We start from the raw sequence: 14,677 nt of genomic DNA on the forward strand, positions 1-14,677 counted from the left end.
TGGCCCCGTCGATCAGCACTGTCACAAGCGGCGTCAGTCCTTGGCGCGTCTGCCGAAGAAGGAGCGGCGGCTCACGTACTCGGGGAGGCCGATGCGGCGAAGGATGCCGTCCGTCGCCCCGACCTCCTCGTAGTGTTCCTTCACCCAGTCCGCCGTGGCCGCCAGTACCGCGGGGCGGCCCTCGATCCGGAGAGCGGTGACGAAGTTCTTGAGGTCGTTGGAGGATCTTCCGGACAAGGTCTTGCCCAGCAGGAGTCTTCCGACCATCGTCTCGTTCTCGTCGAACAGATAGGACAACTCCTGAGTGATGGCAGGGAATCCCCGTTCCGGGGCGGCCAGCTCGGCGAGCACGGCGTCCGCGTACTTCTTGCCACGGGGCAGGCTGAGCAGCACCTTGATCAGCGCGGGAAATCTCTCCACCGGATGACCGCGAAGGAACGCGTGCGGGTCATGCCCTGGCAGGCTGCTCACCACCGACAGGAATTTCGCCTGGCCTGCCCCGACGATGAGGAACATCAGGTACTTCGCGTCAGAGCCGGGCAACGCCTTCAACAAGGTGGCGAGGCCAGGGCCACTGTTGTTCTCGACGACCCTCTCGAGCACCTGTTCCTTGTAGCGGAGATCGAGGTCTTTGATGACGACCGGAAGCAATTCGGTCCTGCTCTCGGCCTCCGCGGTGATCCGATCGGCGAATTCCCGCGCGAGAGCGGGATGTGCGGTCACGAGACACTTCAACAACCCGGCCACGTCATGCTGTTCACGTTCGATCGCCACGCTCAGCACCCGCTGCCGGTCTGCCTCCGCGCACACGACGAGGAACTCGGCGACTTTGGCCACCGGAGCGCGGGCAGCCGTCTCCTCCAGCAGCTTCTTCGCCAGAACCGGCCAGCCCTCCTCTTTCAGCTCCGTGATGATCTCCTGCATGGAACCGGCGGAGCGGTTCACCATGGCTTGTAAGCAAAACCGGTGCGCGGCGTCGTCGTGCCCGTGTGCCCGCAACTCGGCGACCAGGGTGATGACACCCTCATCCGGCAGCACCTCCGCCGCCCGTGTCAGCACGCGTTCGGCGTGCTGCTTCTGACCGGTGTCCCAGAAAGCGAGCGCGATCTCGAGCAAGCGGCTGACCTCGGTCATGCTGTCGATCACCGTCTGCGCCACCTTCGCACTGTCCGCCGGACGGCCTGCCTCGGCCATCGCGTGACAGAGCTGGGCCACGACGTCCGGCGCACGCGACGCCATCGCCTCCGCCGAGGCCGTGTAGAGACCGAACGCAGCCTCTTCCCTACCGACGGACCGCAGTTCGTCGGCCAAGGTGAGCACCGCCGGAGCGGGCAACCTGGTCACCGTGCGCCCGATCAGGCTGTCGACCTCCTCACGCAGACCGGCCACCCACAGGGCGTTGACCAGGTCGATCAGTGAGGAACTGGCCTGCGCCGCGTCGAGCGCGGCGTCGAGGAGCTCGACGAGTTCACCGGCGCGGCCACCTTCCTGGAGCAGGTGAGCCAAGGCCGCCGCGTCACCGACCGGACCGATTCCGGCCCCGTACAACAGAGCAGCCGCTTCCTCGGAAAGCTCCGTGTCGTGCAAGGCCTCCAGGATCCCCAGCACCTCTTCGGGCGGGCGCCGGGACGCAGCCCTGAGAACCGTCACCATGTCATCGCTCGCGCCGGATCGGCGGAGCAGTCCGACGATCGCCGCGACTTCCTGGTCCGGCCGCAAGGCGGCGCAAGCGACGAGAAGCTGCTCGGCGATCTCGTTCTGCCCGTGCGCTCGCAACGTCTGGACCTCTGCGTAGACGTCGCCGGGACGACGCCGGAGGAACGGCTCGAAACCGGCAGGCGGCCGGGGCAGCGAGCGGGGCGTGACCGCCGGCCGCTCCACGGTCTTTCGCCCGGCGTTCCATCGGTTGCGCACCAGGGCGATCGCGCTGCCGTCGTTGCGGCTGCGCTGCTGCGGCACCGGAAAGTGCCGGGCCTGCAGATCGGCCTTCATGTGATGGAACAGCGTCTCCATGTCGAGGAGTTCGGGACCGCCGGGCAGGCCGCGCGTCAGCTTGTCGACGAGCGCGCCGGTGAACGCGGTGTAGTGCTCCCCCGGCGGCGCCAGTGCCTTGCGGGTCTCGGCCGTCGCGGTCATGACGTAGGTGCCGTCGACCCTCGCCTGGTCGGCCAGATCGTCGACCGAGCCACCCATACCGCCTTGGAGTGCGCGGCCGCTGTAACAACAGTCCAGCAGTACCACTTTGCCGTAGCAGGACAACGCGGTGCCGACGACCTCGCGCCGGATGTCGTCGTACCGGACGGAGCGGTAGAGCCGCTCGTTGTCCGAACCCGGCATCGCCAGATAGAGTTCGAACCGGTTGTCGAGCAGACCATGCCCCGCGTAGTAGAACAGCAGCGCGTCGGTCGCTTCCGACGCGGCCCGATGCACGGCCTCCATCACCTCGTCGGCGGACTCGGGATTGAGCAGCGAGACACAGTGCTCCTCCGGCAGCCCCCACAGCTCCGGGTCGGTCATCGCGCCGTGCAAGGTCGCGATGTTGTTCGCGACCCCCGGCAACTCTTCGAGCGTCGCGTACTCCGAAACCCCGACCAGTACGGCTCGCGACTTCCGAGGATCGGGAAGTCCGGTCACTCGCCGTCGCCCCGCTCCAGCGGGAGGTCCAGGTTCCGGAGCATGGCGCGTTGCTCGGCGGTCAGTTCACCCTGGATGGTGATCGTGAACGGTGGTGTTTCCTTGCGGGAGCGCAGAAAGTTGCCCCACGCGATGCCCAGGTTCGCCAGCCCGGTCAGGGAGCCGATGGACATGCAGATGACCTCGAAGACCCCCATCTCCCCCGCGCCGCGCGACCCCGCCGTGCTGATCGTCGCGGACCGGGCGACGTCCACGTCGTCGCGGAGCCAGCCGTAGAACTCGTTCAGTGCTTGTTCGTCTCCGGCGGCGTTGATCGTCAGCTCCACGAGACCTCCCTCGAAAGTGATATCCCTAAAGATCGCGACCTCGGCCGAAGGCGTAACAAGAATCCTGTCCTGAGATCTGACCGGTGGTTCCCGTTGACCGGCCGGTGACGAAACCCGGATCATGAAAGGCATCCCAGATCCGGTGCGCGGCCGATCCCGAGGGCGGACAACGATGTCATCGCTGATCCATCTCGTGCTTTGCCTGATTCTGACGGCGATTCCCGTACCGGCGGGGAAACCGGTGACCGCCGCGGCGGTGGTCTGTGTGCTGTCCTGCGACACTCTAGACCCTTCACGGGCCCAGCAGGACACCTTTCCGGTTCCGGACAAGCTGCTCGACGGACGCCTGCTCCGGCTGCATGTGTCCGACGCCGACGGGATGGCCTGGGGCAGCATCGATCGTGGTGTGACCGGGGATTCGGTCTGGCTCGACCGCTCCTGGGACGGCGGCGCGACGTGGGAAGGACTGCTGGGCAAAGCGAGTATTCCCGGCACTTGGACCGGAACGCGAACCTTGATGTACAACGTGACCGATCCCGGAAAGCATCGGCGCGGCCTGATCCGCGCGTGCGGGGACGCCGCCGGGGTCGCCTGTACGGAGTGGATCCACCCGAAGGTCTGCGATGTCGTCTGCGACGGAACGGCCCAGCCGAACGGGGACACCCAGCCGGTTCCGCCGACGACGTTGTACGGGCGCACGATCCGCCTGCACGTCGACGGGAACGCGATGGCCTGGGGCACCGTCGAGTCCGGTGCGCGGGGCGACGAGATCTGGCTGGATCGGTCCTGGGACGCGGGGGTGAGCTGGGCGGGTGGTTCGTCGCTCGGCCGGACGCCGGTGGCCGACGGCGCGAGTACCGGCCGGACGGTGTCGTTCGCGACGCGTGATCCCCGCGGCCGCCATTACGGCGGCGCCGTCCGCGCGTGTGGCCGTGAAGCCGGTCACCAGGAGGGTTCCTGCACGGCGTGGGCCCGACCGGCGCCCACCCGCGCGCAAGCCGCGGCCGACGCGCTCCTCTACTCCTACGATCCGTATCCGGGCTGGTGGCCGAGCAGCTGGTGGAACTCGGCGGCGACGCTGACAGCGGTCATCGACCACGCCAGGACCACCGGGGACCGCCGCTACGACTGGGTCATCGCGCGCACCTTCGAGCGGAATCGCGGCGTCTTCCCCGCCGGTGAGCGCAGTTCCGACGCCATCGAGGGAAATTTCGCGAGCCGGGCGATCGACGACAGCGCGTGGTGGGGACTGGCGTGGGTGGCCGCTTACGATCACACCGGTGATCCGCGGTACCTCTCCATGGCGACCACGATCGCGGCCTACGTGCACCAGTACTGGGATCCGGGGACCTGCGGCGGCGGTGTCTGGTGGGACCGGGAACGGACCTACAAGAACGCCGTCACCAGTGGTCTGTACCTGCGGCTCGCGGCTTCCGTTCACCGCCGGACACCGGGCGATTCGGTGTGGCTGCAACGATCCCGGACCGCGGCTGACTGGTATCTCGCCAGCGGGATGATCAACGCGGCCGGGCTGGTCAACGACGGTCTCACCGGTGACTGCCGCAACAACGGCCAGCAGGTCTGGACCTACAACCAGGGCCTGGGCATCGGCGGCCTGGTCGAGATCTGGCGTGCCACCGGGGAGGCCCGCTGGCTCGACGCGGCCCGGCGGCTGGCCGACGCGGCTGTCGGCGGCACGGTGCTGACCAGGAACGGTGTCCTCACCGAGTCGTGCGACGTCGGCCAGAACTCCTGTGACGACAACCAGAAGCAGTTCAAGGGCATCTTCATGCGGTTCCTCGCCGATCTGGCCGCCGCGACGGATTCGACGGCGTACCGCGACTACGCGAAGCGGCAGGCAGACTCGCTGTGGGCGTCGGATCGCGATCCGCTGAACCGGATCGGGCAGCGCTGGGCGGGCGGGACGCCGAACCAGGCCGACTGGCGGACCCAGGCGAGTGGACTCGGTGCTCTCACGGCCGCGTCCTGAGTCTCCTCGCCTTGCGGCGGCCTCTAGATTGAAGGCATGGTTTCCACCGCCGAAAAGGCCACCCGGCTGCAAGAGCTGCACGCCGCCCCCGAACTGCTGCTCGTCGTCAACGTCTGGGACGCGATCACCGCGAAGGTCGTCGCCGAGACCCCCGGCACCCAGGCGCTCGCCACCCCGAGCCACGGCATCGCCGCCTCCCGCGGCTACCCGGACGGCGAGAAGATCCCCCGCGACGAGATGATCGCCGAGGTCGCGCTGATCGTCCGGACGGCGGGAGACCTGCCGGTCACCGCGGACCTGGAAGCGGGCTACGGCGATCCGGGCGGCACGGTCGCCCGCGCGATCGAGGTCGGCGCGGTCGGCTGCAATCTCGAAGACCAGATGAAGCCACTGGACGAGTCGGTCAAGGCCGTCGAGGCCGCTGTCGCCGCGGCTCAGTCCGCCGGGATCGACTTCGTGCTCAACGCCCGCACGGACGCCTTCCTCAGGTTGGGTGACGCCGAGGAGGCGATGGCCGAGGCGATCACCCGTGGCCGCGCGTACCTGGACGCCGGCGCGTCGAACTTCTTCGTGCCAGGCAAACTCGACGAAACCCAGGTCGGCAGGCTGGTCGAGGCGCTGGGCGAGCGCAAGGTGAACCTGATCGGCCTCCCTGGCTCGATCCCGCTGGCGACCGCGCAGGCGCTGGGTGTCTCACGGGTGTCCTACGGGCCGTTCAGCCAGAACGTCGCGCTCACCGCGCTGGCGAAGCTCGCCGAGGACGTCTACGCCGGCGGCGGCCTGCCCGCCGACATGCGCAAGCTGAACTGATCCCCGTGGTCCGTGAAGGCCTCCTTGCCTACCCTCAAGGTAGTGAAGGAGGCCTTCACGGACTTGCCCTTGCTGCCTGTTCGCACAGAGATCGTTGCCTTGGCGGGCTGCTTTCCTGCTCCGCCAAGGGTTTTCGACCAGGATCGTAACCATGACGAAGGCAGCGAGAACCGCCTCGCTCCCCCGGACCGGTATCGCCGCCCTGCTGGCTTCCGCCGACCTGCCGGGAACCCTCGAACTGCCCGACGGCTCCGTCGTGTCCGTCGGGGTCGGCGAGCCGCGGTACCGGCTGAGGTTCCGCACGGACGGCGCGCTGCGGACACCGCTCACCGAGCTGGCGATCGGCCAGGCCTTCGTGTCCGGTGACCTCGATGTCGAGGGTGATCTCGGGGCGCTGTTCGGCGTCCGCACCGCCCTGCGGGAAGAGGTGCCGCTGCGGCAGCGGCTGCGGTTTCTCTACGACTTCGCGCGTTCACCGCTCAAGATGAACAAACAGGCCGTGTCCGCGCACTACGGCCGGGGCGACGACTTCTACCTGACTTTCATCGACAAGCGATTCCGTTTCTACTCGCAGGGCCTTTTCCAGCAGCCAGGCGAGACGATCGAGGAAGCGTCCGAACACAAGCTGGAGACCATGTTCGCGGCGCTGGATCTGCAGCCTGGCGACCGGCTGCTCGACATCGGCGGCGGCTGGGGCGGCGTCACCCAGTACTGCGGCGCGCGCGGCGTGCACGTCACGACGCTCACCATCGCGGAGGACTCGGCCGGGCACATCCGGGCACTGATCGACGACAACGATCTCATGGGCGAGGTACTGCTGGAGGACTTCCTCGTCCACCGTCCGGCACAGCCGTACGACCACGCCGTGATCTACGGGGTGATCGAGCACCTCCCGAACTATCGGCGCTTCGCCGCGAAGGCATGGGATGTGCTGAAGCCCGGTGGGCGGCTTTATCTCGACGCGTCCGCTTCCGTGCAGAGGTTCTCGGTGAGCGCGTTCACCCGCGATCACATCTGGGGTGGCACGCACACCTACATGACGCTTCAGGACGTCATCGCCGAAGTGCTGTACCACGGCTTCGAAGTGCTCGACGTGACCAGGGAAACCCGCGACTACGAGCTGACGATGCTGGAGTGGGCGAAGCGACTCGACGCGGCGAAGGACGACATCATCGCGCGCTGGGGCGAAGAGACCTACCGGGCGTTCCGGCTCTTTCTGTGGGGCGGCACACACGCGTTCAACGTCAACTCCTTGCAGGCCTACCACCTGGTCGCCGAGCGGACCGCCGATCCCGGCCCCAGGCCGTCGCGCCTCCGCAGGATCGCGGAGTTCCTTTCCGGACTGCGGTGACCTGCCCCGCGCCTTCCTGCGTTCGATGTCCGTGAAGGACTCCTTGAGGGACGCTGATTCCCTCAAGGAGTCCTTCACGGACTTGGCACCGGTCCGAGCCGGGCCCAGGGCCGCGCAGGGTGGCAGATACGGTCGTCGGCATGAATCTGCGAGCCGCGGCGGTGCGGCGGAAACCGGTCGCCGACCTGATCGCCGAGAGTGATCACGGCACGCTGAAACGCTCCCTCGGCCTCGGCCAGCTGACCATGCTCAGCATCGGCGCGACGCTGGGCAGCGGGATCTTCGTCGTGCTCGGCGAAGCGGTCCCCGTCGCGGGCCCGGCGGTCGTGCTGTCGTTCGTGCTCGCCGGGGTGACCGCGCTGTTCTCGGCACTTTCCTACGCCGAACTCGCCGGAATGATCCCGGTGTCCGGTTCGTCCTACTCCTACGCGTACGCCACCCTCGGCGAGCTGGTCGCCTGGGTCTGCGGCTGGTGCCTGGTGCTCGAATACGGCGTCTCGGTGGCGTCGGTCGCCGTCGGCTGGGGTCAGTATCTCAACGAGCTGCTGCGGCTGACGTTCGGTTTCTCCATCCCGGACGCGTTGAGCCAGCCGCCGGGGTCGGGCGGGATCGTCAACGTCCCGGCCATCGTCGTCGTGCTGCTCGCCATGGTCCTGCTGCTGTCCGGCGCGAAGGAGAGCGCGCGGGCCAACGCGATCATGGTCGTGATCAAGATCGGCACGCTGGTGCTGTTCTGCGCGATCGCGTTCTCCGCCGTCCGGGCGGCGAACTTCACCCCGTTCCTGCCGCTCGGCCTGGCCGGGCTGAGTGCCGGGGGCGCGAAACTGTTCTTCTCCTACATCGGTTTCGACGCGGCCTCCACGGCGGGCGAGGAGGCGAAGAACCCGCAGCATGACCTGCCACGGGCGATCCTGCTTTCGCTCGCCATCGTCACCGTGCTGTACTGCCTGGTCGCCGTGGCCGCGGTCGGCGCGCTGCCGTGGCAGGAGTTCGACGGCCAGGAAGCCGCGCTCTCGCATGTGCTCGGCGCCGTGTCCGACAACCCGCTGTGGGCCGGGCTGCTCGCCGTCGGCGCGATCGTGGCGATCTCCAGCGTGGTGCTGACGGTCCTCTACGGACAGACGCGCATCCTGTTCTCGATGTCCCGCGACGGCATGGTCCCGGCGGCGCTGTCCAAAGTGGACCCCAAAACCGGGACCCCGCGGGTCAACACGCTGGCGGTCTCCGGCTTCGTCGCGACGCTGGCCGCGTTCATCCCGCTCGGGAAACTGGCCGACGCCACGAGCATCGGCACCCTCTTCGCCTTCGGGCTGGTGAACATCGCCGTCCTGCTGCTGCGACGCCGTCAGCCGGAGGCCTCCCGTTCGTTCCGCGTGCCGTTCGCGCCGGTCACGCCGATCCTCGGGGTGGTGTGCTGCGGGTACATGATGCTCAGTCTCGACGGCGCCACCTGGGTCGTCTTCGGCGGCTGGATGGCGCTCGGCCTGCTGATCTACTTCGGCTACGGCATGCGCCGTTCCCGGCTGGCCGCGGAATAGCCCGTTCGCCGCCATAATTCCTAGCCTGTCCAGCCGCAGTAGAGGCCGGATCATTGATGAAACGGTGACGATCAGGGGACACTGCGTTCCGACCCACGGAAAACCCCTACCGTGAACCGAGGTCCCCATGCGCAATCGTATTACCCTACTGACCGCATGCCTCGCCCTTTCCCTCACTCAATTGACCGTCCCGGCGTCCGCTCAGGACACGACGAAAGTACGGGCGCCTATATGCTATGAAGAGCCGTCTCAACCGAAAGCCGATGTCAGTGACATAAAGGCCGGCTTCACGTCCTCGAAGTGGTTGCAGACGATCCAAGGCGTGTACAAACGGCGCTGGCCCAGCGGCGAGGGCCTCGCGATCGCCCAGGCCAAGGACCAGTATTTCAGCCAGTTCGTCACCAAGACCAGCTTCAACGGGCTCGCCGAGTCCCTGATGGTGGCGATCCACGAAGAAACCCACATGTGGGACCTGGATCCTTCGAGAACCTCGTGGGACGTCTACGTCTCCGCGTGGATCAACGCCTCCCGCAAGGCGATGAAGGTGCCGATCCACGGCGGATTCGCCCGCCGCGAGATCCTGCCGCTGATCACGGACAATCTCACCAAGTCGATGGACGACATCTACCTGCGGGACCAGCAGCAGGGGTCGTACAAGATCCAGGGAGTCATCGCCGAACTCAACGCCGGGCTCATGGGATTGCCCGCGGCGTCCGTCGTCGCGGAGTTCATCCAGGGAATCGGCGCGAGCAACGCCAGGGACATCGTCGCGACCAATATCCGCTATCTGCAGCTCTATCTGCGCGTCGCCAAGGCGAAGTATCCCGATTACTGGGCCAAGATCAAGGGCCAGCCGGAATTGCGCGAATTCGTGCTCGTGGAGTTTCTCCGCGCGGCGTACTGGCTGGATCAGTCCGAGCCTTACGCGGCCAAACTCGGCAGCGCTGACGTGGCCAAGATCGTCGCCAAGAACTACGCCCCGGAGAACGTCGCGATCATCGAGGAGTTCACCGGGGCCAAGGTGAACACCGGCACGTCGAGGAACTGCACCGTCTGACACCGTCCGCCGGTGACGGGCACGAACCCGTCACCGGCGGACAGACTCCGCTACGGCACGAACACCGGCTGGTCCAGCACCCAGAGCCAGGACCCGTCCGGCTGACGGCGGGCGACCTCGACGGTCACCTCGCCGGTGGTCAGCGTGGACGCCGTGAGCGCCAGGTCCTCACCCACCAGCGCCGGATGCTGCCTGCCCGGCAGGAGTTCCGGCGCGGCCGCGACGAACTCCTCGTACACCTTGCGGATCTCCGCGTGCCCCGTCGCGAGGTTGCCCGGCGGGAACGCCAGCACGGCGTCCGGTTCGTACAACGCCACCAGTCCGTCCACATCGCCCGCGTTGCCGCGCTCGATGAAGAACCTGCCCAGATCGTTCGGCTCAGTGGCCACAGTCCTGCTTGTCATGCGGATGAGCTTCGCCGTGAATCACGACATCCTGTGTCGTGTATTCCGTTAGGGTTTCCGCATGCGCGCCGACCGGCTGGTCTCCCTGGTGTTGCTGCTGCGCCACCGCGGCAGGCTGTCCGCCGCCACGCTGGCCCGCGAGCTGGAGGTCTCCACCCGCACCGTGCTGCGCGACATCGAGGCGCTGTCCTCGGCGGGCGTCCCGGTCTACGCCGAACGCGGCAGGCACGGCGGTTTCGCGTTGCTGCCCGGTTTCCGGACCGAGCTCACCGGGCTGAACCACGACGAGGCGCTCGCCCTGCTGATCGCCGGGTCACGGCGCGGCGCGCAGGCGTTCGGCCTCGGGTCGGCGCTCGCTTCCGCCATGCTCAAGGTGGTCGACGCCCTGCCCGAAAGCCAGCGCGACACCGCGGCGGGCGCGGCCCGGCGCCTGCTCGTCGACCCGGAGACCGACCTCCTCTCGCGCCGGGTGGCCGCCGAGGAGGTGCCCGACGCGATCGTGGCCGAGGTGCGGCGCGCGGTGTTCGCCGGGCACAAGCTGCGCATCCACTACGCGGCCGCGGGCGGGAAGCCGCAGTGGCGCACGGTGGATCCGATCGGCCTGGTCACCGTCCGCGATCAGGGCTATCTGCTGGCCACGAGATCCGGCGAGGACCGCACCTACCGGCTGTCCCGGCTGCGGGCCGCCGAGGAACTCCCCGAACCCGCGCACCGGCCGGACCGGGTCGACCTGGACCGGGCCTGGCAGGAACGCAGCACGCGGTTCCGGACCGGCGGCGAGCTGGTCGCCGTGCTGGCACGGGTGCGCCCGGCGCGGCGGAAGGAACTGGTGAGCACCGCGCTGGCCGTCCTCGCCGAAGAGACCGGCACGGACGGCTGGTTGCGGCTGGAGGTGACCTTCCAGGACTCCCGCCACGCCGAATGGGCGTTGTGGCAGCTCGCCACCGACGCGGAGGCCCTGTCCCCGGAGTGGTTGCGCGTCTCCCTGCACGACCGCGCCACCGCGATCACCACCCGTTACGAAGCGCGGGTCGAGTGACCACTGTGGACAGTCGAGGTACCCCGTGACGATCGTTACACAGGACTACGCTCGGTCACGGCGGTCCGCCGCGGCCACCGTGCCGCGCGACCGTTGGCAACATCGTGTTCTCATCGCGGCCATGTTCGCACCGCGTTCGTCCTGATCACGGTCGCGGGAGCCCCGCAACGGTCTCCCCCGGCCGTCACCGGGGACGCGACTCAGTGTGGTGGAACCCCGCTTCCCGAGGCCGAGGACGACTTGAGCGGGCAGGGTGGATATGGATAATTCGGCCCATGACGAACCCCGCCTTGGGAAGGGCAACCACGACTTTCAAGGCGCTGTTGAAGGGTTACCGCGTTCGCGCGAACCTCACGCAGGAGGAGCTCGCCGAAGGGTCCGGGGTGAGCGTCCGGGCCATCAGCGACATGGAACGGGGCATCGCCAAAAGCCCCCAGCGGCGGACGATCGAAGCGCTCGCCGCGTCGCTGTCCTTGACCGACGAAGAGCTGACCGTCCTGCAGAAGGTCGCGAGGCAGGGGCGCGCCCAGCCGGTCGCCGCGCCCGCGCCCGCCGGGATCTACGAATCACCGCTGATCGGTGTCCTGCCGACGGACGTCGACGACCTCACCGGACGCGAACGCGACCTCTCCGCGTTGCGTGAGCTCTCCGCCGATCTGTGCGACGGCCGCCGCCGCTCGGGACGGGTCGCGATCCTGAGCGGTCCTCCCGGCGCGGGCAAGACCACCCTCGCGGTCCGCGTGGCGCACAACCTCGCCGAGGACTTCCCCGACGGCAGGCTGTTCCTGAAGCTGCGCGGGATGTCCGCCGAACCGACGAATCCGGCGGACGCGCTGCACCTGATCCTGCGGTCGCTGGGCATAGACGCCGTCCGCATCCCGGCTGATCCGGAGGACAGGGTGAGTCTGTGCCGCTCCCTCCTGCAGGACCGGGCCATGCTGATCGTCCTCGACGACGCGGCCGACGAAGCCCAGGTCCGGCCACTCCTGGTCGGCGGGCCGCGGTGTCTCACCCTGATCACCGGCCGTCAGATGCTGGTGGGGCTCGAAGGCGCGAGCCGGCTCCCGCTCGACGTCTTCGCCGAGGACGACGCGGTCGCCTTGCTGTCGTCCATCGTCGGGGCGGGCCGGGTCGCGCGGGAGCGGCAGGCGGCGCTCGAACTGGTCGAGCTGTGCGGACGGCTGCCGCTGGCGCTGCGGATCGCGGGCAACCGGCTGGCGAGCCGTCCCACCTGGCCGCTGACGCGTTTGGTGGATCAGCTCCGCGACCGCAGCAGACGGCTCACCACGCTGACCGCCGGTGATCTCGACGTGCGCAGCGTGTTCGAACTGTCGTATCGCCAGCTCAGCCCGAACGCCGCGACGGTGTTCCGGCGGCTCTCGCTCGTCCCGGCCGCGGACTTCTCCGTCGGGGCCGCGATGACGCTCGTCGAAGCCTCCGACGAGGACGACGCCGCCGTCTTCCTGGAGGAACTGGCCGACGCGAGCCTGCTCCAGACGTCGCCGGAGAACGGCCGGTACCAGTTCCACGACCTCCTGCGGGTCTTCGCGACCGAACGGCTCGCCAGGGAGGACACCCCCGAAGTCGTCGAGGCCGCGGAGAACCGGCTCGCCTGCTGGCTGGTGCGCACCGCGACCGCGGCGGGCCGCTACTTCCATCCGACCGACGGGGTGAGCCCGGCCCCGGTCGCGACGCCGTCGTTCGACGATCACTCCAGAGCGGGCAGATGGCTGGAGGTCGAGCTGAAGAACTGGCTCGCCGCGGTCAAGCGCCTCGCCGCCAGGGGTGAGCATCGGCCGGTCCTCGACCTGGCCGAGTCCATGCACTGGTACTCGGAGATCGGCGGCACGGCGAGCACCTGGTACGAGGTGTTCGGACTCGCCGTGAACTCGGCCGTCGCGATCGGCAGCAAACGGGACGAGGCCGTCCACCTGAACTATCTGGCGTGGGTGCAGGCCACCCTGTGCGACCAGGCGGAGGAATCCGTCAAGATGGCCCGGCAGGCCATGGACGCCGCGGTGGAGGCGGGCGACCCCCGCGAACAAGGCTGGGCACGGGTGTACCTGGCCAGTGCCCACGCCCGCGACTCCAGCCTCACCACGTCGCCCAAATTGTTCGATGAGGCGGTGTCCCTGTTCGACGACGCGGGCTATCCGCTCGGCGTCCATGTGACGCGGGCGATGCGGGCGTCGTACTGGTACCGGAACGGGCGGTTCCAAGACGCCGCCGACGAGTTCGACGCGTGTGTCCGCTACTTTTCGCGGGACCACGGTGGCCCGCGGACTCCCGTGGACGACACCAACTACGCGTACATGCTGCTGCGCTCGGCCCTGAACCTGGCGGCGCTCGACTCGACCGAACGGGCGCTGGCCCACTGCGAGACGGCGCTCGAGTTGTTCCGCCGCCACGGTGCGGCCATGGGCCAGGCGCGTGCCCTTCAGGAATCCGGGAAGATCCTGCGCCGCCAGGGCGACCACGCCGGCGCGCGCCGCCGGTTGACCGAGGCCGGGGAGCTTTACGAGCACATCGGGCTGACACAGGCCCAGATCGACACGCTCTGCGATCGGGCCGCGTTGTCCGAGGAGGCGGGCGACCCCGCCTCGGCCCGCGAAGACCGGGAACGCGCGCTGGGCCTCTGCGACCGGCTCGGGCGGTCCGAAGGCGGCAAACTCCGCGAGAAACTGGCCGAACGCCTCAACGCCTCGTAGGTCAGGCGGAAGTACGGGTCAGTTCCTCCCAGGTGATGTGCCCGAGCAGGACGTCCTGGATGGTGTAGCGGGGCGCGGGTTCGAACTCGGCGATGGCCGTGGCCCCGCCCGCACGGGACATCCCGGCGGCGGCGGCGATCCGGCCGCCGAGTTCACCGGCGTCCAGGTCACGGATGTCGTCGCGGGAGACGTAGACGGCCACCATGTCCTCTTCGGACCGGGCGGGGCGACCGTAGCCTTGGATTCGTAGCGACACGTCAACTCCTTGGTGTTGAGCGGTTCTGCGACTCTGGATTCAGTAAACGCCACGCGGGTCCCGGTCACCATGAACAACCACCAGCAGAAGAACCGGAAGGAAAGTCCCGCCGGGGTCAGCCCGCGCTCCACACCGGCGTCCGCTCGGCGGGCGGTGCCAGCACGAAACCGGCCGCGCGCCCGACGACGTCCGGCGGCACCGGTGCCACCGTCCCGCGCGCCCGGATGTGGCCGAGCAGGCCTGATTCCGGTGCCAGGCCGTGGTTTTCCAGGTAGTAGGTGACGGTGTCGGTCCAGATCCACGTACCGTCGGTGAGGAAGTTCATCGGCACGACCGCGGTCCGGTCCGGGGCGAGGACATCGTCCAGCAAGGACGGTGTGACCAGGACCGGGGTGCCGCCGGTCAGGTACGCGACGAGCGCCCGCAGTTCCTCCGGGTCCTCGACCACGGGATGGCCGGGCTCGAACCCTGGTCCCGTTTCGGGGTCGACGACGTCGAACACCCTGGCCAGGGTGAACTCTTCCGCTGTGGTCACCGGGTTTCCTCCTGTCGACGGGCATGACT

At 68.4% G+C, this 14,677-nt stretch carries 12 protein-coding genes; 7 read left to right on the top strand and 5 right to left on the bottom strand.

Annotation, left to right across the window (positions count from 1 at the left end; all coding sequences use genetic code 11):
• Window positions 1-33: 33 nt before the first annotated feature.
• Window positions 34-2,634, bottom strand: a complete 2,601-nt coding sequence (locus AMYAL_RS0100370) for a caspase family protein (protein WP_020629314.1) — start codon at window positions 2,632-2,634, stop codon at window positions 34-36.
• Complete coding sequence (locus AMYAL_RS0100375; RefSeq protein WP_020629315.1) at window positions 2,631-2,960, bottom strand: effector-associated constant component EACC1; 330 nt, start codon at window positions 2,958-2,960, stop codon at window positions 2,631-2,633. Before AMYAL_RS0100375 ends, AMYAL_RS0100370 begins: the two co-directional genes overlap by 4 nt.
• Window positions 2,961-3,132: 172 nt before the next feature.
• On the opposite strand from AMYAL_RS0100375, the gene AMYAL_RS0100380 reads away from it, so the two are divergent.
• The 5 genes from AMYAL_RS0100380 to AMYAL_RS0100400 all read left to right on the top strand — a co-directional run bounded on the left by AMYAL_RS0100380 (window position 3,133) and on the right by AMYAL_RS0100400 (window position 9,706).
• Window positions 3,133-4,950 carry a glycoside hydrolase family 76 protein gene (locus tag AMYAL_RS0100380; RefSeq protein ID WP_020629316.1) on the top strand — a complete coding sequence of 606 codons (1,818 nt, stop codon included), beginning with the start codon at window positions 3,133-3,135 and terminating at the stop codon, window positions 4,948-4,950.
• A gap of 36 nt (window positions 4,951-4,986) precedes the next feature.
• Window positions 4,987-5,760 carry an isocitrate lyase/PEP mutase family protein gene (locus AMYAL_RS0100385; protein ID WP_020629317.1) on the top strand — a complete coding sequence of 258 codons (774 nt, stop codon included), beginning with the start codon at window positions 4,987-4,989 and terminating at the stop codon, window positions 5,758-5,760.
• A gap of 151 nt (window positions 5,761-5,911) precedes the next feature.
• Window positions 5,912-7,111, top strand: a complete 1,200-nt coding sequence (locus AMYAL_RS45445) for a class I SAM-dependent methyltransferase (protein ID WP_020629318.1) — start codon at window positions 5,912-5,914, stop codon at window positions 7,109-7,111.
• Between the two features lie 140 nt (window positions 7,112-7,251).
• A complete protein-coding gene (locus AMYAL_RS0100395) occupies window positions 7,252-8,649 on the top strand; it encodes an amino acid permease (protein WP_020629319.1) in 1,398 nt (465 codons plus the stop codon).
• Window positions 8,650-8,971: 322 nt separating this feature from the next.
• Window positions 8,972-9,706 carry a hypothetical protein gene (locus AMYAL_RS0100400; RefSeq protein WP_020629320.1) on the top strand — a complete coding sequence of 245 codons (735 nt, stop codon included), beginning with the start codon at window positions 8,972-8,974 and terminating at the stop codon, window positions 9,704-9,706.
• Between the two features lie 50 nt (window positions 9,707-9,756).
• Here the strand turns inward: AMYAL_RS0100400 and AMYAL_RS0100405 are convergent, their stop codons facing one another.
• Window positions 9,757-10,095: a YybH family protein gene (locus AMYAL_RS0100405; protein WP_020629321.1), complete on the bottom strand. Its 339-nt coding sequence runs from the start codon at window positions 10,093-10,095 to the stop codon at window positions 9,757-9,759.
• A 76-nt stretch (window positions 10,096-10,171) separates the two neighbouring features.
• On the opposite strand from AMYAL_RS0100405, the gene AMYAL_RS0100410 reads away from it, so the two are divergent.
• Together AMYAL_RS0100410 and AMYAL_RS0100415 are read left to right on the top strand one after the other, a co-directional pair.
• Window positions 10,172-11,149 carry a helix-turn-helix transcriptional regulator gene (locus tag AMYAL_RS0100410; RefSeq protein WP_020629322.1) on the top strand — a complete coding sequence of 326 codons (978 nt, stop codon included), beginning with the start codon at window positions 10,172-10,174 and terminating at the stop codon, window positions 11,147-11,149.
• A gap of 275 nt (window positions 11,150-11,424) precedes the next feature.
• Window positions 11,425-13,857 (top strand): ATP-binding protein, encoded by a 2,433-nt coding sequence (locus AMYAL_RS0100415; RefSeq protein ID WP_020629323.1) that lies wholly within the window; start codon window positions 11,425-11,427, stop codon window positions 13,855-13,857.
• A 1-nt stretch (window position 13,858) separates the two neighbouring features.
• Here AMYAL_RS0100415 and AMYAL_RS0100420 read toward each other — a convergent pair whose 3' ends face one another.
• Both AMYAL_RS0100420 and AMYAL_RS0100425 read right to left on the bottom strand, forming a co-directional pair.
• Entirely contained in the window at window positions 13,859-14,113 is a 255-nt protein-coding gene (locus tag AMYAL_RS0100420) for a hypothetical protein (protein WP_245192723.1), read from the bottom strand.
• Between the two features lie 115 nt (window positions 14,114-14,228).
• Complete coding sequence (locus AMYAL_RS0100425) at window positions 14,229-14,648, bottom strand: hypothetical protein (RefSeq protein ID WP_020629325.1); 420 nt, start codon at window positions 14,646-14,648, stop codon at window positions 14,229-14,231.
• Window positions 14,649-14,677 lie beyond the last annotated feature (29 nt).

This window comes from Amycolatopsis alba DSM 44262 (assembly GCF_000384215.1).
In the GTDB taxonomy this organism is placed as follows: domain Bacteria; phylum Actinomycetota; class Actinomycetes; order Mycobacteriales; family Pseudonocardiaceae; genus Amycolatopsis; species Amycolatopsis alba.

Coding starts and splice junctions, on each gene's coding strand:
- AMYAL_RS0100380 (WP_020629316.1), top strand. CDS start 3,133: ATGTCATCGCTGATCCATCTCGTGCTTTGCCTGATTCTGACGGCGATT.
- AMYAL_RS45445 (WP_020629318.1), top strand. CDS start 5,912: ATGACGAAGGCAGCGAGAACCGCCTCGCTCCCCCGGACCGGTATCGCC.
- AMYAL_RS0100385 (WP_020629317.1), top strand. CDS start 4,987: ATGGTTTCCACCGCCGAAAAGGCCACCCGGCTGCAAGAGCTGCACGCC.
- AMYAL_RS0100415 (WP_020629323.1), top strand. CDS start 11,425: ATGACGAACCCCGCCTTGGGAAGGGCAACCACGACTTTCAAGGCGCTG.
- AMYAL_RS0100410 (WP_020629322.1), top strand. CDS start 10,172: ATGCGCGCCGACCGGCTGGTCTCCCTGGTGTTGCTGCTGCGCCACCGC.
- AMYAL_RS0100395 (WP_020629319.1), top strand. CDS start 7,252: ATGAATCTGCGAGCCGCGGCGGTGCGGCGGAAACCGGTCGCCGACCTG.